The sequence below is a fragment of the Gramella sp. Hel_I_59 genome (assembly GCF_006714895.1).
In the GTDB taxonomy this organism is placed as follows: Bacteria; Bacteroidota; Bacteroidia; order Flavobacteriales; family Flavobacteriaceae; genus Christiangramia.
The window spans coordinates 1,471,687-1,495,193 of record NZ_VFME01000001.1 but is presented as its reverse complement, the minus strand read 5'-3'; the positions used below and the strand labels follow the sequence as shown (position 1 = coordinate 1,495,193).

General features: G+C 38.2%; 16 protein-coding genes. 8 read left to right on the top strand and 8 right to left on the bottom strand.

Going from position 1 to position 23,507, the window contains the following annotated elements; all coding sequences use genetic code 11:
• Positions 1-488 precede the first annotated feature (488 nt).
• The 7 genes from proC to JM79_RS06755 all read left to right on the top strand — a co-directional run bounded on the left by proC (position 489) and on the right by JM79_RS06755 (position 9,600).
• Positions 489-1,295 carry a pyrroline-5-carboxylate reductase gene (gene proC / locus JM79_RS06785; protein ID WP_141877425.1) on the top strand — a complete coding sequence of 269 codons (807 nt, stop codon included), beginning with the start codon at positions 489-491 and terminating at the stop codon, positions 1,293-1,295.
• A gap of 35 nt (positions 1,296-1,330) precedes the next feature.
• The gene (gene proB / locus JM79_RS06780; RefSeq protein ID WP_141877424.1) at positions 1,331-2,104 is read left to right on the top strand and encodes a glutamate 5-kinase; all 774 of its coding nucleotides are present in this window, start codon (positions 1,331-1,333) and stop codon (positions 2,102-2,104) included.
• Between the two features lie 32 nt (positions 2,105-2,136).
• The gene (locus JM79_RS06775) at positions 2,137-3,336 is read left to right on the top strand and encodes a glutamate-5-semialdehyde dehydrogenase (protein ID WP_141877423.1); all 1,200 of its coding nucleotides are present in this window, start codon (positions 2,137-2,139) and stop codon (positions 3,334-3,336) included.
• A 198-nt stretch (positions 3,337-3,534) separates the two neighbouring features.
• Positions 3,535-5,403, top strand: a complete 1,869-nt coding sequence (locus JM79_RS06770) for a peptidase M61 (protein WP_141877422.1) — start codon at positions 3,535-3,537, stop codon at positions 5,401-5,403.
• A 115-nt stretch (positions 5,404-5,518) separates the two neighbouring features.
• The gene (locus JM79_RS06765) at positions 5,519-7,525 is read left to right on the top strand and encodes a cation:proton antiporter (RefSeq protein WP_141877421.1); all 2,007 of its coding nucleotides are present in this window, start codon (positions 5,519-5,521) and stop codon (positions 7,523-7,525) included.
• Between the two features lie 37 nt (positions 7,526-7,562).
• Positions 7,563-9,053: a carboxypeptidase gene (locus tag JM79_RS06760; RefSeq protein ID WP_141877420.1), complete on the top strand. Its 1,491-nt coding sequence runs from the start codon at positions 7,563-7,565 to the stop codon at positions 9,051-9,053.
• Positions 9,054-9,108: 55 nt separating this feature from the next.
• Positions 9,109-9,600: a hypothetical protein gene (locus JM79_RS06755; protein WP_141877419.1), complete on the top strand. Its 492-nt coding sequence runs from the start codon at positions 9,109-9,111 to the stop codon at positions 9,598-9,600.
• An 18-nt stretch (positions 9,601-9,618) separates the two neighbouring features.
• On the opposite strand, the gene thrC is transcribed toward JM79_RS06755, so the two are convergent.
• The 5 genes from thrC to JM79_RS06730 all read right to left on the bottom strand — a co-directional run bounded on the left by thrC (position 9,619) and on the right by JM79_RS06730 (position 17,203).
• Complete coding sequence (thrC, locus tag JM79_RS06750; RefSeq protein ID WP_141877418.1) at positions 9,619-10,920, bottom strand: threonine synthase; 1,302 nt, start codon at positions 10,918-10,920, stop codon at positions 9,619-9,621.
• Positions 10,917-11,837 (bottom strand): homoserine kinase, encoded by a 921-nt coding sequence (locus tag JM79_RS06745; protein WP_141877417.1) that lies wholly within the window; start codon positions 11,835-11,837, stop codon positions 10,917-10,919. Before JM79_RS06745 ends, thrC begins: the two co-directional genes overlap by 4 nt.
• Positions 11,838-11,839: 2 nt before the next feature.
• Positions 11,840-14,287, bottom strand: coding sequence for a bifunctional aspartate kinase/homoserine dehydrogenase I (gene thrA, locus JM79_RS06740; protein WP_141877416.1), 2,448 nt, complete (start codon positions 14,285-14,287; stop codon positions 11,840-11,842).
• A gap of 320 nt (positions 14,288-14,607) precedes the next feature.
• Entirely contained in the window at positions 14,608-16,071 is a 1,464-nt protein-coding gene (locus tag JM79_RS06735; protein ID WP_141877415.1) for a magnesium chelatase, read from the bottom strand.
• A gap of 4 nt (positions 16,072-16,075) precedes the next feature.
• On the bottom strand, positions 16,076-17,203 hold the full coding sequence (locus JM79_RS06730; RefSeq protein ID WP_141877414.1) for a hypothetical protein: 1,128 nt from the start codon (positions 17,201-17,203) through the stop codon (positions 16,076-16,078).
• A gap of 378 nt (positions 17,204-17,581) precedes the next feature.
• On the opposite strand from JM79_RS06730, the gene JM79_RS06725 reads away from it, so the two are divergent.
• Positions 17,582-18,694: an endonuclease/exonuclease/phosphatase family protein gene (locus tag JM79_RS06725; protein WP_141877413.1), complete on the top strand. Its 1,113-nt coding sequence runs from the start codon at positions 17,582-17,584 to the stop codon at positions 18,692-18,694.
• On the opposite strand, the gene JM79_RS06720 is transcribed toward JM79_RS06725, so the two are convergent.
• The 3 genes from JM79_RS06720 to JM79_RS06710 form a co-directional block, all read right to left on the bottom strand.
• Positions 18,663-19,067 carry a response regulator gene (locus JM79_RS06720; RefSeq protein WP_141877412.1) on the bottom strand — a complete coding sequence of 135 codons (405 nt, stop codon included), beginning with the start codon at positions 19,065-19,067 and terminating at the stop codon, positions 18,663-18,665. The two genes, JM79_RS06725 and JM79_RS06720, sit on opposite strands and share 32 nt — an antisense overlap.
• A gap of 21 nt (positions 19,068-19,088) precedes the next feature.
• A complete protein-coding gene (locus JM79_RS06715) occupies positions 19,089-21,992 on the bottom strand; it encodes a PAS domain S-box protein (protein ID WP_141877411.1) in 2,904 nt (967 codons plus the stop codon).
• 88 nt (positions 21,993-22,080) lie between these two features.
• A complete protein-coding gene (locus tag JM79_RS06710; RefSeq protein WP_141877410.1) occupies positions 22,081-23,436 on the bottom strand; it encodes a capsule assembly Wzi family protein in 1,356 nt (451 codons plus the stop codon).
• Between the last annotated feature and the right edge of the window lie 71 nt (positions 23,437-23,507).

Genomic DNA, 23,507 nt, shown 5'->3' with positions numbered 1-23,507 from the left:
GTAGTGTTTACAGTACTTATGACAGTATTATTACCTGGAATTGGGAGCTTTTTCTCTACTCTCGGTCGGTGAGCCCTTATACTGAAAGGAGAGAGAATGTTCTGCCATTCTTACAGTTAATTGACAGATTTGCGCAAACGCAATTTTGCATAACTGATGTTTAACACAATTTTAAGATAACTCAACATTCTATGAATCCACCGGGAATAATCCATTTACAATCTGTCAAAAAACCAGTGGAATCTTTACAAATATTCGAATTCTCTGTGCTCAGTTTATCAATTTAATAACGAAAAGCTGGTTATACTTCAGGATATAATAATCTTATTTTAAGTTTTTATTAATGGTAATTCTTACCGAATGTGGGTAAATTATAGCTCTATTAAAACGCATGGCACTTAAAAATTGTCATATCGCATGGTAATTGCACCATAGAGCATGAAATCGTTCGACTATAAGTCGATAATATTTGAATCAAAATACCAAAAATGAAAACATTAGTAATTGGAGCAGGAAACATGGGATTAACTTATGCTGAAGGTATGGCGCAATCTGCCATGCTTAACAGAAGAAATCTTATGGTATTCGATAAATCAGCAGATGTGATCGCAAGACTTAGAGATCTGGATCATTTCGATGTATACGAATCGCTGGAAGAATGCCTGCCTCAGGCCGATATGATTTTTGTAGCTGTCAAGCCTTATCATTGTGATGAGCTTTTTGAGGAGATGAGATCAATGGTGAATGAGGATCAGATATTTGTATCCTTGATGGCCGGTGTTACTATAGAAAAAATTCAGAATGGATTAGGAATTAAAAAAGTAGTTCGATCCATGCCTAATTTGCCAGCTCAGGTAGGAAAGGGTGTCACTTCTTATACAGAATCTAAAGAAGTTTCCAGGGTAGAACTCCTAATGGTCCGTAATCTTTTAGATACCACTGGTGAATCTATTCATGTCAAAAACGAGAATTTTATTGATGCCTCTACTGGTATTTCAGGAAGTGGACCAGCTTATGTTTTCTATTTCATGAATTCAATGCTGGAAGCTGCTCGTAAAATGGGCTTCAGTAAAAATGATTCTAAAGTTTTAGTGAGCCAGACCTTTGAAGGCGCTGTAGAACTTTTTAATCAAAACGATCTTAGTCCAGATACCTGGATGGATCGAGTGGCCTCTAAAGGTGGAACTACCAGGGCAGCATTAGATTCTATGGATGACAACAATGTAAAAGAGCTTATCAAGGATGCAGCTTACGCCGCTTTCGACAGAGCCGTGGAACTAGGAGAAGAAAAATAAACTACTAACTAAACCAGATAACCAAAACATCTATAATGGATAAGAAAAGAAGAATTGTCGTAAAAGTTGGAACTAATGTTATGACCAACAAAGACAACAGAATTTTGGGACCAATATTGAAAAGTTTGGTGCGACAGATCGCAACATTATACGAAGAAGACATCATGGTTGTACTAGTTTCTTCAGGATCTGCAATAGCAGGAAAGGAGATTCTTGGACAAATTAGCATTGAGGACGCCAGCAAACGTAGACAGGTGTACTCTTCTGTAGGGCAACCTAGAATGATGCGTCATTATTACAGTATTTTTCATGACTACGGAATGCGATGTGCACAGGTACTAGCCACTAAAAGAGATTTTAGTCCGGGTATACATCGTGAGAATATGATCAATTGTTATGAATCCTTATTATCTGAAGGAATTATTCCAATTGCCAACGAAGATGATGCTGTGTCGGTAACCATGTCAATGTTCTCTGATAATGACGAGTTAGCCAGTTTAGTTGCTGAATTAATCGGTGCTGAAAAGTTGATCATTTTAAGTGATACAGATGGTCTTTACACGGGACATCCTGAGCATGACGATTCAGAAAAATTAAATAAAGTACAGATTGATGAGAATGTTGAAAAATACGTTCAGCAATCTGAGAAAGGTGAAGGCGAAGGTCGAGGAGGAATGGAGTCCAAGATCAAGATCGCTAAAGGTACTGCAGCCAAAGACATCGTTACATATATAGCTAACGGTAAACGTGAAGACGTGATTCTGGACATAATGGCCGGAAAACCTGTAGGTACTAAGTTTACCTCGTAACAACTAATTAATAATCTTAAAGAAACGAAGAAATGAAGTTGATAAAGTCAGATACTAAAAATAACGTACTTAAGTCTATGATGAATATTCTGGACAAGAGACGTCAGGAAATTATAGCAGCTAATAAGAAAGATCTTGATGCTTTTACGAAAGATGATCAGGCCATGTATGACCGATTGATCGTTGATGAGAAGAAAGTTGAAGGCATGATCCAGTCTGTAAAAGAAGTGATGGAACAGGATGACCCGGTTGGTCAGGTTATAGAGCATAGAAAGCTGGATACCGGACTGGATATTACGAACAAAACTGCTCCGTTTGGAAATATCATGATCATTTATGAATCCAGACCAGATGTAACTATCGAAGCAGCTGTGCTTGCTTTTAAAGCAAATAATAAGATCTATTTAAAAGGTGGTAAGGAAGCAATTGAGAGTAATAAGATACTTGAAGAATGCTGGCATGAAGCTCTTGAGGAAAATGGTTTAGGAAAGGAGTGGATCAAGCTTTTACATCTGGATAGAACCGAGACTCAGGAATTCCTTAAAAACCCGCCAGAGCAATTAGACCTTATCGTACCACGTGGTGGCGAGAGACTGATCGCTTTTGTGAAAGAACATGCAACCGGAGCAGTATTAGTTTCCGGGCGAGGAAATAACTTCCTGTATGTCTCTAAAAATGCCGATTTTGATATCGCCAAAAAAGTAATGCTGAATGCTAAGATCGATAAGATCTCTGGTTGCAATGCATTAGATAAAGTATTGGTAGATACTAATATTGAAGGTTATGAGTCTAAACTGAAGGAACTGGAAGAATTATTCAGCGACAATAAAGTTGAAATTCTGGTAGATGAGAAAGTATCTGAAGTTCTTACAGATCAATCTAAAGTACCTTCTGAAGATACATGGTATGAGGAGTTTCTAGCGATGAAAATTGTGATTGGAGCCGTTGACGGACTCGATAATTCCATTGAGAAGATCAACCAGTACTCCGGAGGTCATTCCGCTTCTATTATCACTACAGATAAAGAAGAAGCGATCACTTTTATGGAGCAGGTAGATTCAGCAGCAGTGTATCATAATGCTTCCACCCGTTTTACTGATGGTGGGCAAATGGGCGTTGGAGCTGAACTTGCAATTTCAACCGACAAGCTTCACCACAGAGGACCATTAGGCCTTAAACAATTGGTGACCAATAAATATTATATATTAGGTGAAGGACATGTAAGAGTATAATCTCAATCCAAATAAGCTTGAAAGCCTGGCAAATGCCAGGCTTTTTTTGTGCCCAGATTTCAGAAGGAGATATTTCACGCATAACCATTCGACTAAAGGTTTAATTTCCTGAATCTTCCAGTTCTCTAACATAATTAAACCAATAACTGTAACGTTTAAAGGACTGTTCAGTCTTATAAATAGAAAACAAAAGCACATATGAAAAAATTAGTGATGGGTCTGGCTGCAGCTTCAATGTTGTTTGCTTGTAAGACTCAGAAAAATCCCCAGGCAACCATTGAAAAGCCAGTTCTGGCTCAACTTGATCTGGTAAATGTTGAAAATGACAAAGTGTGGGTTACCGTAGACCCAGCAGAATTTAAAACGGAATCTACCATATTCAATATTCCGAAAACTGTTCCCGGAACTTATTCAGAAGATAACTACGGAAAATTTACTGAGTCTTTTAAAGCTATTGACTATAAAGGAAACGAATTAAGCTTCGAAAAGATTAATGATAATAGTTATAAGATCGAAAAGGCGGCAAACCTGGATAAAGTTATGTACCTGGTAAATGATTCTTTCGACTGGGAAGAAGAAGGCGGTGTTTATTCCATGGCAGGAACAAATATTTTGAAGGATAAGAACTTCCTTCTGAATCTACATGGTTTTGTAGGTTATTTCGACGGAATGACCGAAAAGAAATATCAGCTTGAGATTGTACGTCCAGAAGATCTTGTAGCAGGAACTTCTCTTACTATTGCTTCTACTAAAAATTCTGAAACAGGAAACTCTAAAACAGATATTTACAACCTGGATCGGTATTTTGAAGTGATCGATAATCCTATCATGTATTCAAAACCAGATACTACCAGTTTCATGGTAGAAAACATGCAGGTCTTGCTTAGTGTTTATTCACCGAACGAGAAACATTCGGCGCAGACATTAAAGCCTGGAATGGAGAAAATGATCCGTGCACAAAAGGAATTTCTAGGTGATATTAACTCTACAGATAAATATGCCATCCTTGTATACCTTTCCGAAGGTGAAGGAGATGCTTCGAACTATGGAGCTCTGGAACATCATACCTCAACGGTGGTGGTAATGCCTGAGTCTATGGATGCATCTTCTCTGGACAAAAGTATGACCGATATTGTATCGCATGAGTTTTTCCATATTATTACTCCACTTGGAATTCACTCTAACGAGGTTCATTATTTTGACTATAACGATCCAAAAATGTCCAAGCATTTATGGCTTTATGAAGGTGTAACAGAATATTTCGCGAATCTTTTCCAGGTAAATCAAGGACTTATAGATAACAAAGAGTTCTATACACGAATGAACCAGAAGATCACAACTTCACAGAGATTTGATGACACCGTTCCATTTACCGTAATGAGTGAAAATATACTTACAGATGAGTATAAAGATTCCTATTACAATGTTTACCTGAAGGGAGCGCTTATAGGTATGGCCCTTGACATCAGGCTAAGAGAACTTAGCGGTGGAAATATGGGAATCCTGGATCTTATGAAAAAATTGAACGCAAAGTACGGGAAAGACAAACCATTCAATGATGATGAATTGATTCCTACGATTGTTGAACTTACATATCCTGAAATTCAGAATTTCTTTGACCAGTATGTAACCGGTGAAACACCAATTCCTTATGATGAGTTTTTTGCAAAAGCTGGAATTGAAAAGCAGGAGCAAATGACGGAAGTTGGTTTCTTTTTGAAAGGTCAGCAACCATACATCACCGCGAATCAGGAAACTATGCAGATTGTTTTCCGTGGAGACACAGAGTTTAATACTTTCCTGAAGGAATTAGGAGTTGAAGGAGGTGACGTGATCAAAAGCGTAAATGGAGAGGAATACAATGTCCAGAATGTTTATGAACTTATACGCAAGTCCCAGGAATGGAAGGAAGGTGATGACATTACCATGACCATTGTTCGAAATGAAGAAGAGATGCAATTGAAAGCGAAGGTATCTACACCTATGGATACCCAAATGACTTTAAGCGAAGTACAGAATGCAGATGGTGATAAAATTGAATTACGAAATGCCTGGTTGAAGGGTTAATCAAATCCAGGTATTTCATATAGAGCGGCAGTTTTTACTGCCGCTTTTTTTGTTTAAATGCTAGAGTCGCTCTCGCAGTATTTTTATCTTTAAAAACTAATTAACCAGCCAAAATATGGAAATTCCAATCCTTCAGGATATTGTTATTATACTAGGATTATCGATCGTGATCATTCTCGTATTCCAGAAGTTGAAACTACCGGCAATTCTGGGATTTCTTCTTGCTGGAATCATAGCGGGCCCGCATGCTTTTAACTTAATTAGTTCGCAGCATGATGTAGAATTACTTTCAGAAATTGGAATTATATTCCTACTGTTTGTAATTGGGATCGAACTATCATTAAAAGGTCTGGCATCCATCAAGAAGATCATATTTCTTGGTGGTGGATTACAGGTTGGAGGTACAATACTTGCCACTGCTGGAATATCAACCGCATTGGGACTGCCTTTAAACACTTCTATATTCCTGGGTTTCCTATTTAGTTTAAGTAGTACGGCGATCGTCTTAAAATTACTTCAGGAGAAAGGGGAAATTTCCACACCGCATGGAAAAATAGGTCTGGGAATTCTTATTTTCCAGGATATTGTGGTAGTTCCAATGATGCTGTTTACGCCCCTGCTGGCCGGAGAGACGCCAAATATTCTCACGACAGTAGGGATCATGATCTTAAAAATCCTACTGGTATTGGTGATTGTATATATTCTTGCGCGGTATGTGGCTCCTAAGATCTTTGGATGGGTCGTGAAGACAAAAAACCAGGAATTATTTATTCTTACGGTCGTAGTATTTTGTTTTGGCGTAGCATGGTTAACTTCTACGGTCGGTTTATCTCTTGCATTAGGAGCGTTTTTCGCCGGACTCATTATTTCTGAATCAGATTACAGTCACCAGGCTACTGCAAACGTATTACCCTTTAGAGAAATATTTATAAGCTTTTTCTTTATCTCGGTAGGGACACTGCTGAACCTTGATTTCTTTGCTGAAAATATCCTGATCATTATTGGACTTGTACTCGCAGTAGTATTACTGAAAATGCTGGTTATTGGAGTTACTGTACTAATCCTGAAGTTTCCAGCCAGAACCATGTTTCTTGCTATCTTTAGTCTCTTTCAGGTTGGTGAATTCTCCCTGTTACTTTCTGGAGTAGGAAAGGAAAGCGGTATTATTCCTGAAAATATCTACCAGTATTTCCTCGCAATTTCTATTATAACGATGGGAATTACGCCGTTCCTGATAGAATCTGCTCCAAGGATCACCTATGCACTTTTGAAGGCGCCAATTCCTCCAGCGGTTAGAAAAAGACTGGAAAACATTAAGAGAAGTACTAAAGCCGACGAAGAATTTTCCGAAGAGAATCTGAAGGATCATCTTGTACTTATTGGATACGGGATCAATGGTTCCAACATATCCAAAGCTGCTCAAAAAGCTGAAATTCCATATGTGATCATCGATGCAAATCCGGAAGCATTTGATAAAGCAAAAGAACTTAAAGAACCTGTAATATTCGGGGACGCTATCAATACAACGATCCTGAAGCATGCACATGTACAGGAAGCCCGGGTTATTGTAATCGCAATATCAGATGCCGGTGCGACCAGGAAAATGCTTACTTCTATAAGACAACTGACCAAGACTGCTACCATTATTGTTCGTACCAAGTATGTCAAAGAAATGGAAGAAGTTCTGAAATTGGGAGCAGACGAAGTGATCCCGGAAGAATTTGAAACTTCTATTGAAATTTTCACCAGGGTTCTTAAGAAATATCTTGTGCCTTTTGATGAAATTCAGGAGTTTATCAACCAGATTAGATCTTCAGATTATGAGATGCTGACATCCATGAAGAAGAGGCCACACTCCCCGGCCCTACAACACCTGAACATTCCGAACAGGGAGATTGTAACTCTAAAAGTGAATCGGGATAACCGCCAGATCGTAGGAAAATCTATAGAAGATTCCGGTATTGGAAAGAACTTTCAGGTCACCTTGCTGGCGATACAGAGAGACCGCAGGTATTTAACCGAAATTTCCCCAAAAACGATTATCGAACAAGGTGATTTATTATACCTGTTTGGTCATCCAACCAACATCAACCATTTGAATGATCAACTTTCTTTCAAGTAAATTAATATGCTCTTCAGCAGAAATACTTAAATCAAATATGAAAAAAATACAATTACTCTTTCTCGCATTATCATTCTTTTCTTCCATCGCCATTGCACAAAAAGTCGAGATTCCACAGGACACCATGGTGACTACCAATCATTCAGTAAAAATAAATGGGAAATCGATCGACTACACTGCAGAAACTGGTATGATGCCGCTTTGGGATGAAAGCGGATCTCCAATTGCCAGCCTTTTTTACACCTATTATAAGCGTAAAAATGTGAACAATACTGAAGACCGTCCATTGGTTATTTCCTTTAATGGTGGACCCGGTTCAGCTTCTGTTTGGATGCATATTGCCTATACTGGTCCAAGGGTTTTGAAGATCGATGATGAAGGTTTTCCAGTACAACCTTACGGAATTAAAGAAAACCCACACTCCATTCTCGACGTTGCAGATATCGTTTATGTGAATCCCGTAAATACAGGCTTCTCAAGACCTATTCCAGATGCTGAAGGGAATGTTGACAAAGAAAGGTTTTTTGGAGTGCAGGCAGATATCACGTACCTCGCTGAGTGGCTCAGTACTTTCGTAACCAGGAAGAATAGATGGTTATCTCCAAAATATCTTATTGGTGAAAGTTATGGTACCACTCGCGTATCTGGACTGGCTCTCGAATTGCAAAATAGTCAGTGGATGTATTTAAACGGAGTAATTCTCGTTTCTCCAACTGAAATTGGAATAGACCGGGAAGGCCCGGTTGAGGTAGCGAACAGACTTCCTTACTTTGCCGCGGCTGCGTGGTATCATAAAATGCTACCTTCAGAATTACAACAAAAAGATCTGGAAGAGCTATTACCAGAAGTAGAATCTTATGCGATCAACGAGCTTTTGCCGGTTCTTATGAAAGGTGGTTTTGCAGATGCTGAAAAAAAGAATGAAGTCGCAGAAAAAATGGCTCATTATTCCGGTATTAAAAAAGATGTTATTCTTCAGAGTAATATGGAAGTTCCGTTTCAGTATTTCTGGAAAGAACTTTTAAGAGATAAAGAAGGTTACACCGTTGGCCGACTGGATTCGCGATACAAAGGTCTTGACGCTAAGAATGCAGGAGATTCTCCAGATTACAATTCAGAATTGACTTCGTGGTTACATTCATTTACACCAGCGATCAATCATTACTTACGAAATGATCTTCAGTTCAATACTGATCTAAAATACTTTATGTTCGGCCCTGTTCACCCGTGGGATCGGAGTGGAAATAATTCCGGAGAAATGCTAAGACAGGCGATGGCTCAAAACCCTAATCTGGATGTTCTAATTCAATCTGGTTACTTTGATGGGGCGACCACCTATTTCAATGCGAAATACAGCATGTGGCAACTTGATCAAAGTGGTAGAATGAAGGATCGTCTTAGCTTTAAAGGTTACCGAAGCGGACATATGATGTACTTAAGAAGCGAAGACCTCCAAAAAGCTAATGATGATCTTCGCGATTTTATCAATAACACGCTACCTGCAAAGGATCAATCCGCCAAATATTAAGTTCTAACGCAACTATATCCATGTTGAAGCATCTAATCGGAAACAAGTATATCACATGAAAAATTTATTAATATTACTCTCCGTTTTATTTCTTACTGGATGCTCTAGTGATGACGAAACTATATCAGATACTGCAATTGAAGGCATTTGGGAAAAGACTTCCATGTTAGATTCTAATGAGTTTGATGAATTGGATGAAAATATGAACTACGAGTATGTGATTCAATATAAGTTTCTGGATAATGGTAAATTCGAAAGTTATACTTTCATTCGAGCTATTGAAAGTTCTGAGATTGCAGGGTATATGTTCAAGGAACTTGGAACCTTTTCTGTAGGCAATAACAGACTTACTTTATTATCAGACAGATGGATTTCTCAAGATGATCTCGGATCTCTACAATCTTTGCAGGAATTAAGTTTAAATGAAGAGGATATAGAATGGAGTTTCAATTATAAATTGGAACAAAATACTCTTATATTTAATTTCGATCCCTGCGGACCTGCAGAATTTTGTGTAGGAAGTATAACCTTAAATAAAGTAAAATAGAAATTTTCCTACATTCTGTTATCGATAATCTTCCAGAAGAAATTCTTTCAACTCTGCATACGTGCTTAGCTGAAAGGATTTCTTCTTTTTATCCATAATTCCTGCGATAGACTCCGGCATATCTACTTTTGCTCCTGAAGCATTTTCTACAGTTTTCAGAAATTTTACCGGATGCGCTGTTTCTAAAAACACACCACTATATTCTGGATTTATTTTAAGAAAGTCTTTAAGCCCCAAATAACCAACCGCACCATGAGGATCCATTAAATAATTGTGTTTTTCGTAAACCGATCTAATTGCTGCATTAGTCTCAGAGTCGGTATAGCTCATAGCCATCAAATGTTTTTTGAGATCTTTAAAGTGATTTCCAAATAATTCCAGGATACGTACAAAGTTACTGGGATCACCAACATCCATAGCATTCGAAATGGTTTGAACACTTTGTTTTGCCTGGTAATCCTGGGATTCCATAAACCTGGTTACCGTATCATTGGCATTATTAGCCGCAACAAATGTATCTATAGGTAACCCCATTTTTTTCGCGAGAAGACCGGCGCAAATATTCCCAAAATTCCCACTTGGTACTGAAAAGGCTATTTTATTGTTTGTTTCTAACTGTCTGTAAGCAAGGAAGTAGTAGAACACTTGAGGCAACCACCTGGCCAGGTTTATCGAGTTCGCAGAGGTAAGCTGCCGGCGCTCTGTAATTTCACTATCTAGGAATGCTTTTTTTACCATTCCCTGGCAATCATCGAATGTCCCATCAACTTCAATCGCCTGGATGTTTTGTCCCAGAGTGGTTAACTGTTTCTCCTGAATTTCACTCACTTTTCCTTTTGGATAAAGAATGACCACATCGATTCCATCAACACCCAGAAAACCATTAGCCACAGCGCCACCGGTATCACCTGAAGTTGCTACCAATACGGTGACCTTTCCTAAATTTCCCTTCTGAATGAAATAGCCAAGACTACCCGCCATAAATCGTGCTCCCACATCTTTGAAGGCCAGGGTTGGACCATGAAATAATTCAAGTACTGAAATATCTGGTTCAATCGCTTTCACCGGAAAATCGAAAGAAAGCGTTTCCTCCACGATTTTTTGAAGTTCTGTCTCAGGTATTTCGTTACCAACAAATGGAGAGATGACCTGCATTCCAATTTCTGCAGGATCCAGTTTCTTCAGGTTGCTAATAAATTCGATCGATAACTGCGGAATCCTCTCTGGAAAATAAAGTCCTTTGTCGGGTGCAAGTCCGCGTACCACCGCATTTTCAAAATTGCTATGATGTTTTTTATTGTTAAGACTATAGTACTTCATAATACTCTGATTCCTGATTTATTAATTTCTGAAATATGCAGTTCGAATCCCATTTCCTTATCCTGAAGAAAATCGACGAAACCTACTTTTACCTGTTCCGCGGCACTATCACCCTGACACATAGCGAATACTGAGGGCCCTGAACCTGAAATTCCGAAGCCAAGGGCTCCATTGTCTAAAGCAAGTTTTTTTAATTCTTCGAAGTATGGTATTAAAATGGAACGAACAGGTTCTACAATAGCGTCGTGCAGACTTCTTCCCATAAGCTCATAATCATTGGTATAAAGCGCACTGATAAAAGCTCCCAGATTTCCCCATTGTGCAATGGCTGATGCCAGGGTTACATTCTGTTTTATGATCGCCCTTGAATCCCGGGTTTTAATTTCGATCATTGGATGAAGAACGACCATTCTTATCTCGGAAGGTGCCGGTAGTGCAAGAATTTCGAGTGGATTGTAACTTCTAACAAGACTAAAACCACCCAGTAGAGCCGGAGCAACATTATCTGCATGAGCATTGCCACTAGCAAGTAATTCACCCTGCATTGCAAACTCGATCAACTCATTGTTAGTAAATGGATCATCCAGAAGTTTATTAACTGCATAAACCGCCCCGGCAGAACTTGCAGCGCTACTCCCGATCCCACTTCCAGATCGAATCTTTTTATCGATTTCGATATCAAAACCCTGCTTTGAACCAAGTCTTTCCAGAAGAGCGAGAACAGCAACCCCGGCAACATTCTTAGCAATTTCCATTGGGAGATCTGCACCAGTAATTTTAGTAATACGAAGCTCATTTAGATCATTCTTTTTTACCAGCATCTCGTCGCCTACGTTCTGCAGACAACATCCAAGTACATCAAAACCACAGGATAAGTTTGCAACGGTAGCAGGAGCAAAAATTTTAATTTCTTCCATAATTATCGTTTACCGATTCTTATCACATCTGCAAAAATTCCGGAGGCAGTTACATCTGCCCCCGCACCTGCACCTTTTACAATTAAGGGCTGCTCAGGATAACGTTCTGTAAAGAACAGTACAATGTTATCACTCCCACTCAAATTCGCGAATGGATGCTGCGCATGAACTTTTTGCAATCCGACTTTAGCCTTTCCGTTCTCTAATTGAGCTACATATTTAAGCTCGGCGCCTTCAGCTTCTGCTTCACGATACATTTTTTGAAAGCTTGCTTCATCTTTTTCAATGATCTCAAAAAATTCAGCATTATCTGCTGCATTAAGGCTAGCTTCAGATAAGAAACTATCTTTTTCAATATCCTCCAGTTCAAGCTGAAGTCCCGATTCTCTAGCCAGAATTAAGATCTTACGGGCTACATCCACTCCGCTAAGATCAATTCTTGGATCTGGCTCGGTAAACCCTTCTTCCATCGCCTGACGTACAATACTATGGAAAGGCTCTTCAGCTTTATAATTATTAAAGACAAAATTCAAACTTCCGGAGAGTACCGCCTGGATCTTCAAGATTTGATCTCCAGAAGCCATAAGATTTTGTAGGGTATCTATAATTGGCAATCCTGCACCAACATTAGTTTCATAGAGAAAGGAAGCTCCATATTCCCTGGCAAGATCTTGCAATTCCTGATAGTTTTCAAAAGAATCTGCGCAGGCAATCTTATTACAGGTCACTACCGAAATGGAATTTCTAAGGTAATGTTTGTACCACCCGGCAATTACTTCACTCGCAGTATTATCTACAAATATGCTGTTTCGCAGGTTTAATTTTTTGATAGATTCAAAAAAAGCTTCTGGGGAGCAATCATCAGCTTTAGCTAGATCTTCCTGCCAGGTGTTCAGGTCAATTCCATTTTCAGAAAAGTGCATTTTGCGGGAATTTGAGATTCCCAGAACCCGAACTTTCAGTCTTAACTTCTCAAGTAGATATGCTTCCTGCTTCTGAAGTTGCTGTAAAAGTTTGCCACCCACATTTCCTACGCCGGTAATGAATAGATTCAACTCTTTTGAAGGCACCTCAAAAAACTCTTCATGTAATAGATTTAGAGCTTTGTTTACATCCTTCTTCGCGATGACAGCTGAAATATTCCTTTCTGAAGCACCCTGAGCAATTGCCCTGATGTTGATATTATTATGTCCTAAAGCACTGAACATTTTACCACTAAGACCATGATGACTTTTCATACGATCACCTACTAGTGCAATGATCGCAACATCATCTTCAATTTTTACGGCTTTGATTTTACCGGAAGAAACTTCAGCTTCAAATGCATCATTCAAAACATTTCTTGCCTCCTGAGCCTCATCATCCCTCACCGCAATACAAATACTATGTTCCGAAGAAGCCTGAGTAATAAGTACAACATTGATTCCTGATAAATAGAGCGCTTCAAAAAGTCTTTTAGAAAATCCCGGGATACCAACCATGCCGCTACCCTCCACGTTCAGCAGACTGATCGCATCGATATGGGTGATACCGGTTACCCATCTAAAGTTCTTTTTACTCGACCGGGAAATTACAGTTCCATGACTATCAGGATCAAACGTAGATTTTATATGAATTTCAATATTCTGATTGATAAGAGGTTGTAAAGTTGGAGGATATAGCACTTTGGCACCAAAATGAGAAAGCTCCATCGCCTCTTCATAGGAGATATGTTCAAGTGGATAAGCTTGTGACACCAAATTTGGATTTGCGGTGTACATTCCGTTCACATCAGTATAGATATAAACCTTTTTAAGATTGAGAGCTGCACCAAGGATCGCCGCAGTAAAATCTGATCCACCTCTTCCTAAAGTGCTGGGAACGCCTTCAGAATTTTTCGAAATAAAACCAGGCACTACATAGATCTGAGCATCATGATTATTAAAATATTGACGAATCTTAGTGTTCGACGGCTCGTAGCTTACCTGCACTTTTTCCTTAAAGTTACGGCACACTATAAGCTCTCTAGCATCTACCAATAATGTATTATTTTCGCTCAACTTAAGATAAGCTGAAATGATCTCGGTACTAAGCATTTCTCCGAAACCGGAGATCACATGAGTCGTTTTATCGGAGAGTTCACTTAAAAGATAAACACCTTCACAGAGCGTTTCAAGGTGATTTATGAATGATTTTACTTTACTCAAAACAGCACTCTGCTGGTCGACAGGTAATAATTCCCGAACCGCATCCAGATGTCTTTTTTCTATAGAAGTCAGTAGTTCTTTATAAGAGTCATCGCGGTTCCGGGCTAGTGTAGCTACACTTAGAAGATCATTGGTTACACCTCCAAATGCTGAAAAAACAACAACGACTTTTTCATTATTACTATACTGTTGAACTAAACTGGATAATGACTTGATTCTCTCTGGTGAGGATACAGATGATCCCCCAAATTTCAGGATTTGCATGGCTGAAATTATTTAAATGATTAAAATAAAATTAGGTATGAACGAGTATTATATAGCTAGGACCCCACAAGGGGTAATACCTGTAATCGTGATAAACATAGTCACTGCAGAAGAGTAGATTTCTTCCTGGATCATGTTAATAATTGAAGTTGAAAAATTCACGATTCTGGTCTTATTTATTTTAAAGGTATTTAATAATTCTACATGACAAAATTTTAAACCTTAATGAATTGAAGATTTATGGAATTCTCAAAACAGGACAAAAAAAAGCCTGATAATTCAAATTATCAGGCTGATTATTAATTATTTAAAAATACAGATTATAATCCACTAATATAACTTCCATAAAGATCCTTAAACTTGAGACCTTTAGAAAAACGCTGTTTACTTAACTTTTTATGTTCGACCAAAGCCCATAATAAGAACTCTTTCATAAAGTACTTATCTGATGTCTCAATATTCGGTTGATATTTCTGAATGAGTTCATTTAGAGGTTCAATAGAATCTAGCTGTTCTTTATATTCTGAATCACTTAGATCATCTGGCAATTCAAAACCTGAACTTTCAAAAAACCATTCTACCAGATCATCATAAGGTGTAGTTGCGTCTGGCTTCTGAAGTTTTTCGATCTTCGGAAAATACTCCGGGAACAAGGTTTTTACCGCTGCACCAATAAGTTCCATGGCTACAAAAGCTGCGCCTTCCTGCTCTCCTTCATAAACGAGTTCCACTTTTCCAGTGATTGCAGGAATAACCCCAAGAAAATCACCAAATCGTAAAGTAGTTTCTTCACTTCCGGTTTTAAGGATACGTCTCTCTGCAGTACTTAATAAATTTTCGAAAGCGGTAATACTCATCCTCGCACTTACACCACTTTTATGATCTATATATTCACTGTCCCTGGCTTCGAAACTAATTTGTTCTAAAAGATTTTTCGCAAGCTCGGGAACTTTGATAGTATCTTCCTGTCTACCATCTTTTTTGGCTTCCTGTGCCGTAATGGTTTTGGCGATATCAATATTCTGTGGGTAATGGGTTAGAATTTGAGATCCTATCCTATCCTTCAGCGGAGTTACAATACTTCCTCTGTTTGTATAATCTTCAGGGTTGGCTGTAAATACAAATTGCATATCTAACGGCAAACGCAATTTGAAACCTCTGATCTGGATATCCCCTTCCTGAAGAATATTAAATAAAGCAACCTGAATTCTGGCCTGTAGATCTGGTAGCTCATTGATTACAAAAATACTTCTGTTCGCACGTGGAATCATTCCGTAGTGAATTACGCGGTCGTCAGCATAACTCAGTCTCAAATTCGCAGCTTTGATTGGATCTACATCACCTATAAGATCTGCTACAGTAACATCTGGAGTTGCTAGCTTCTCGAAGAACCGATCTTCGCGATGCATCCATTCTATTGGAGTTCCATCACCTTCTTCCGCAATTTTCTCCTGAGCATAACGGCTAATTGGTTTTAAAGGATCATCATTGATCTCTGAACCTGCAACTACCGGAATCCATTCGTCCAATAAATTCACCATGAGCCTGGCTAGCCTGGTTTTTGCCTGTCCGCGTAATCCTAGTAAATTAATATTATGTTTTGATAGAATAGCCCGTTCAAGCTCCGGAATCACCGTGTAATCATACCCGTGAATGCCTTCAAATGCTTTTTTGCCTTCTTTTATTCTGACTTTTAAGTTATCTCTAAGTTCGTCTTTAATACTTTTAGTCTGGTAACCTGAAGATTTTAATGCTCCAAGTGTCTTGATATCTTTCGTATTCATAGCTTTATCCTCTAATTCTTTTTTTTCTGTTCGATTCGTAATCTTCAAAGATCATCTCACCCAATCCTTTCAATCCTGTATAAAATGCCTTCCCTTGATTAGCGGCCGTAAACTCCTCTACAAACCTGGTAAGATATGGATCCTGGGCAATCATAAATGTGGTTATAGGAATTCTTAGCTTTCTGGCTTGCCTTGCTTTATTGTAGCATTTATCGATTACATAAGGATCCAGTCCTACACTATTTTTGTAGTATGTTCCATCCTTTTCCCTGATGCAACTAGGTTTCCCATCGGTGATCATAAAGATCTGTTTGTTGGTATTCCTCTTTCGGCGTAAGAGATCCATAGCTAATTCAAGTCCTGCCACGGTATTGGTGTGGTAGGGACCAACTTTTAGGTATGGTAATTCAGCAATGGAAATAGGCCAGGCATCATTTCCGAAGACCAGGATATCCAGGGTATCCTTTGGGTACCGCGTAGTTATTAATTCTGAAAGTGCCATCGCTACCTTCTTTGCCGGAGTGATTCGATCCTCGCCATATAGGATCATACTGTGACTTATATCGATCATAAGTACGGTACTCATTTGTGATTTGAAATGAGTTTCCTCAACTACCAGGTCTTCTTCAGACATACTGAATTCACCAATTCCATTGTTTATCTGGGCATTTCGAAGACTTTCGGTCACAGAAATCCTACTTAAAGAATCACCAAATTGATATTGACGGAAATCGCCTGTATGTTCATCCCCTCGACCTGTTTTGTTAGTTCTGTGATTTCCTGCGCCACCTTTTTTCAATCTTCCGAAGATCTGCTCCAGTGCCTGCTGTCGTATAGCACGCTCAGTTTTCGCAGTAATGCTCATTCCGCCGGTACCATCAGGTTCAATTTCTTCCTTTATGTAACCTTTTTGCTTCAGCTCTTCAACGAAATCATCGATCGTATAATCATCTGTAGTAAGTTGATACTCTTCATCCAGTTGTCTAAGCCAGTCTAGAGCCTCATCGAGATCTCCTGAAGTGTGCGTAATAATCTCTTTGAAGATGTCGAAAAGCCTGTCGAATACAGACTTTTCAGGTTCTTCGAATTTATTAAAAACAAAGCCCCTTACTTCTTTCTCCTTCTTTTTCATATTAATAAAATTAATGCTTTTCAGAAGAATCTAAAAACGCCAGATGATGCACAGAGACTAAAGTTATGTTAACCTTGGTAACCTACCAATTTCACACAGGATGTTATTTTTGTCACAAATTCCCGGGACTATTCTGTTGTAGTTCAAAATTACATATTGCCAATTGTTTACTAGCGGCCTGTATTTATAAGGGTTCAGAAATTTGATCCTTAATAAAATGAATCTTCCAGATGCTCCTGGTATTCAGGCCCTCTTTTGCAATTGCTATGCAAATACTATCTTAGAGGCCTGTAGTAAATTTTTGCGCTACAGGTTAAGAATGGGAAGTTTGCTAAATTGAATTATCCTAGACTTGATAACCAACCATAAACGACCAGTATGAGTATAGGAGAGATTATCGTGATCTTTTTTTCAGTAGTTATGTGTATTCCTACGATCGCATCAGCAACCAGATTTGATCAATGGTGGATTCGTGGATTTGATTTTCCAAGAATACAGATCAGCTTTCTAATTATTTGCGCGATCATTGCTTCCATAGTTGTTTATGATTTCGATAAAGACTGGCATCTTATAGCAATTGCTGTCCTCTTCATTAGTTTGCTGTATCAATTCGTGAAAATTTATCCTTACACGTATCTTTCGAGTAAACAGGTTATGAAATTTAAAGGCAGTGATCCTGACGCCTCGATTTCGATATTAGTTAGTAACGTACTTACTCCTAATAAACGCAGTGATAAACTTATTGAACTGGTAAAAAAGCGTGATCCGGACATTCTTTTAACCTTGGAATCTGACCAGCGCTGGGAAGATGAAATGTCGGTTATCGAAAAAGATTATAAATACACTGTCAAGATTCCTATGGATAACCTTTATGGTATGCACCTGTATTCAAAACTGGAACTTGAGGATATAAAAGTAAGATATCTGGTGCAACATGATATTCCATCTATACATGGAATGGTAGTTCTAAGAAGTGGAAAGAAAGTAAACATACACTGTTTGCATCCAATGCCTCCAAGTCCTACGGAAAGTGATACCAGTACTAACCGAGATGCAGAACTATTGATGTTGGGTCGGGATATCGACAGTGAAAAACATACTACTTTGGTCTTTGGAGATCTAAATGATGTGGCCTGGTCCAGAACTACAAGACTTTTTCAAAAGTTGAGCGGACTCATGGATCCCAGGATTGGTAGAGGGTTCTTCAATACATTTCATACAGGTTACGCCTTATTACGCTGGCCTCTGGATCATGTTTTCCACACCAGAGATTTTACACTTATCGATATTGCCAGGGAGAAAAGTATAGGCTCAGACCACTTCCCCATGTATATTAAGTTGAATCACGAGCCTATTGCGGGCGCGATCAATGAGGACACTGATGCACCTGATGAAGAAGAAAAGAACTGGGCTGAAGAAAAAATTAAAACTGCAAATCCTCTGGTCGAGAAGATTCCCTTTAGCTCATTTGGAAATAGGGTGCAAGCTTAGAAATTCCCTTTAATTTTTCGCAGTGTCTGGCAGATAGCGGTTTTTCGATAAAATCTACTACATGTGGGTCATTCGCCGCTTCACGCTTGTCCTTTCGATCTATTGAAGATGTTGCCATCACTACATGCAAGCGTTCATCTGAAGGTAGTTTTTTGATATGGTCTAAAAATTCCCATCCAGACATGGTAGGCATATTGATATCCAGCATGATCAAATAATCCTGGTCTTCTCTGGCTTCCTGCTCTAGATATATCAATGCTTTGTGCGCATCTTTGAAAACTAGTGGGTCACTATCCAAACCGCATTTAGAAACAATCTTTTTCTGTAAAAAAGTGACAATGTCATCATCATCAATAATTATGGTACGTAACATATAGGGTAATTTTGGGGATTGCTACAATTCGTTTTCTGTTTTCACAGCAATATCTCGGATGATCCCATCCAATTCATTCGCTGAAATTAATATATTTTCTAGTATTTCATCGATGTTATCTAAATCTTCTCGATAGTTCATCATTAAATCTACTAAGCCCATGATCTTCGCTAAGGGTGCACGAACTACATGTGACTGCGTCCAGGCTATTTCCTTTAATCGCTTATTGTGATTTTGAATGGCGATTAGATGACTTTTTCGCTCAGTGATATCCTGCAGCGAGCCTATGATTCTGATAGGTTTCTGTTCTGCGTCGAACATTAAATGACTTCGATCCAGTAAATATTTATAAGAACCATCAGCACATCTAAACCTATATTCAATGGTTAGATTCTGAATATTATTTTTGAGAAGGTCTTGTGCAGCGTTTCTTACTTCCTCGTAATCTTCAGGATGGATTTTATCATTCCACCATTCCGAAGTAAATCTACCCTCCTCTGACGTCCAACCGAAAACCGATTCAATGGTGTCACTGGCTTTCATAATTCCCGATGCAATATGATAATCGGTTATTATATCACTAGTAGCTTTTGCCACTATATCATAACGCTTAAGACTTTCAATGAGCTGGCGTTCCTGAAGTATAAATTCTGTAATGTCTCTCGAATTAAGTACAATACCACCTACCGCGTCATCATCGGAAAGGTTTGTTGCAATAGTTTCAATCCAGTGAATAGTCTCACTTTGATCCTTCACCCGGTAACTAGGTAGTTGAATTCTCTGTCCTTCTTTAAGTTCTTTTAGGATACCAGCAATTCTAGACCAATCTTCATTGCACACTCTATGTTCAAAATAAGTATGAGATAATTGATCTGTAGAAAAACCATAAAGTTGCTCTGTACCCGGGCTATTAAAAATAAATTTTAAATTGTGATCCAGAATTGCAATATGATCTGAACCTTCCTGAACCAGAGCCTTAAATCGCTTCTCACTATTTATTAGTAGAGCCTCATGATTTTTGATCGCCGTAACATTGGTTCCGTAGATATAAACGATATTTTCGTTTTCAAAGAACCTTGAAAAGCGCCAGGATATCCATATATAATCTCCACTCTTTTGCCTGCAACGAATCTCAAAATCCTCTCCTGCTACAGAAATCTGTTTGATAGCTTCAAAGGTTTTATCGAGATCATCAGGATGTATAAAAGTTGAGAATGGTTGCGATAAAATTTCAGTCGTGCTATAGTTGAAAGTTTTTACAAAAGCTGGATTCGCCATTTTAATATATCCATCCAGCCCAATCACCGCTATAAGATTTGGTGAATATTCAAAGAAGTCTGACAACTGATTCTGACTCAGTTTTCTCTCCATAGCTGAGGCTATCTGAATGCTAACATCTGAGTAAAGAGATTGTTCTATTTTTTTTCGGGAAACTTTAGAACCAAAACAGAGAATACTGATCAACCGTCCTTGTAGGATTATAGGAATTCCAACTGCAGTTTGTATCGACTCAGATTCATTCAGCATCATATTTTTGAGCAGACCTGTTTTATCCTCCTTATGAATGATTTCGATATTCATAGAGGACCATACTTTACCTGGCAGACCATCATCTTTTTTGTAACGAACACTCTCAGAATCTCCATCCTGAAGATCTAAATTTTCAGGCCAGTAAGCTGTTCGAATCAATTCTATATTGTTTGCACTAAGCTTATAAGCTTCTGCATAGTCAAAACCTAACTCCCTACTGAATATCTCAAGCGTTTTATTCGTTGCCTCCTGGAATGTTTTGTTATCACCGAAAGCCTTTAAAGTTTTTAGAATTAAATCCTTTCTTTTATTCTGAAGAAAAGCATCTGTATTGTTTCTTGCTATCCCTACTAAGCCTATTACATTGTCTTCAGCATCTTTCAAAGGAACTTTGGTCAATAGCACCATTTCCTGACTTCCATCACCTTTTTCGACAATATCCTGGCGATTGTAAACTGCTTTACCTGAACTCATTACTGAATCATTGTCTGCAATGATTTCTTTAGCTTTAGTCTCCTCAAAATAGTCGAGAGGAGTGATATTTGAGTTGGCTTTTAGATCATCCAGACCTAATATATTATTCGCGAATTTTTTGTTGGTAAGGATAGAACGATTATTGCGATCCTTTACAAAAATATAATCCGGAATATTATCGATGATAGCGCGCATCATTTGTTTATCTGCTCGTCGCTTACGTTCTGTTTCAAGTTTTTCTGTAATATCTTTAGCAATTCCGTATACCCCGATAATTTCTTGCTGAAATACAATTGGAAAGTTTTTAACCTCCAGTATTCTATGGTTACCCTTAGCCGTAACAAAATTACATTGATAATCTAGAGACTCGCCTTGTAGAGCTCTTCCGAAATAATTTAAAACCTGTTCCTTCTCTGCTTCAGGAATGAACGGTAAAAAGTGCATTTGCAACAGTTTTTCTTCAGTCGTTTCGGCTAATTGTGCTGATTGAGCGTTTACATTTATGAACTTTCCCTCCAGATCGAAAAGAAAAACCGCATCTGGATTGTGATGAAAAAGATTGGTATAGAATTGTGAACTGTAATTTAATTCTCTCAATAACAGGTCTTCCTTCTTTCTATATGTCTTATCATTCTTTTCTATTGACAATGAAACACTACTAATTTTACTGTCAACACCTATAATTGGTGCTATATAAATACTAAAAACAGACGAATTGAGTTCTTTCTGGTACGTATGGGTTTGAAAGCGACCTTTCTTACAAAAGGTCATTTTTTCATTAAGCTGTGCGGCAAGTTCTGAAGGAAAAAGGGAGAATAGCGTGGATTGCAGACTAATTTCCGAAGAAAAGTTTTCCTCGAAAAATTGAGTTGCTGAATTGTCAAACGCAGTGACACCCTTAGCATAACTTAAGGTTATCACTGTTTCTGTAATAGAATTTATAGAAACATAATTCAAGATACTATAGTAGGTTTGGATTTAGGAAAATACAAAAAAATTTAAGCTTGACCTAAAATAAAGATCTGGAGAATTTGAGACCTGCACCAAAATTAGATTGATCTACGTTTTTAATGTCTGAAGCGATAAATGCAGACAGGTTGTAATCCCCCTTCATTAACTCAACTTCCAGGTAAGATGAAACCACCTGTTGTGTAACGTCAAAGAATGTATCCTTCCTACCATAGTTTTTACGATAGGATAGCAAAGCTTTATAAGGCAGATCGAACGCTTCTCCAGAGATTCCAATATGATGTGCAGTTATTATATTTACACCAATTCTGTAGCGTTCTTCTGTTGTTAAAATAAATGGATTACCTATGACTAGATTCTGATACGTCCAACCTGATTTGTAGAGATTATTATTAAAATAATTATCAGCGCCATCAGAAGTTGAGCTTTTTCTACTTCTACTTTGATTTTTTGTATAATGAAACTCATAAATAAATGCTTTTATCCAATCCTCACCCCAGAAAGTATCTCTATTGTCTTCAACGTATATTCCATAGCGACCATCTGGTAAATTACCCATTTTAAGACCAGATCCATCCTCGAAAATATGATTATAAAAAAATTCAACTTCCAGATCATTCATCCTTGACTTCATCTTAAGTTCGTAACTCCCAATCTGGTTCCCAAGTGCATTGACTTCCTGGCCTCCTACATCATCTATTCCAGCTCTCCCTGTAATTACGCGCCCATAATCTTCAAGGGTTTGTGGCAATCTCCCAAATTCTTCTGAATTACCCGCCCATTGTACGAATTGTTGCAACCCTAAACTAACTTCGAAAGATTTCTTATTTCTGTAAACTAAATGAGCACTTTTATGATGCAATCTAGGGCTATCTATATATCTATCATCATCTAACAGATATTCCCCAAATGAAAATTTGAAGCCAAAACCATAATCCTTCAAATTAATAAAAATAGGATCTATTGTTTCGATCAATATCCCAGGAAACGGCGAAGCATTGAGAGACCATAAGATACTTTCGTTGCTAACACTTAAACCTTGGTATAAATCCGTGCGCTGCCTTTTACCTATGTCAACTCTAATTTTTGGTGAGACATAACTAAAATATGCTTCATCTATCTTAATACCATCATCATAGCCATCTTTATAGAGAAATCCGCCACCAAATTGAAAAGAACTAGTGTTATCTATTTCAAAAATAGCTGTACCCGATAATAATCCGCTGTAAAAAGTTTTCTCATCTAGCCTACCTCTACGGTTAGAATGCATCCAAAATGGAGATTCTGCTCCACTATAAAGTCCTGCAGTTCCTTGCGCATCGAGATTGAAATAATCCTGACCAGATGAGTTTATGCCAAGGATTAAAAATGTGTAAAGAATAAAAGGATGCTTCATAGGTCTACTTAGGCTGCAAATATTACTATTTAGAATTTAAAATCTTTAATTTTGGACTGTAAACTTGTTCA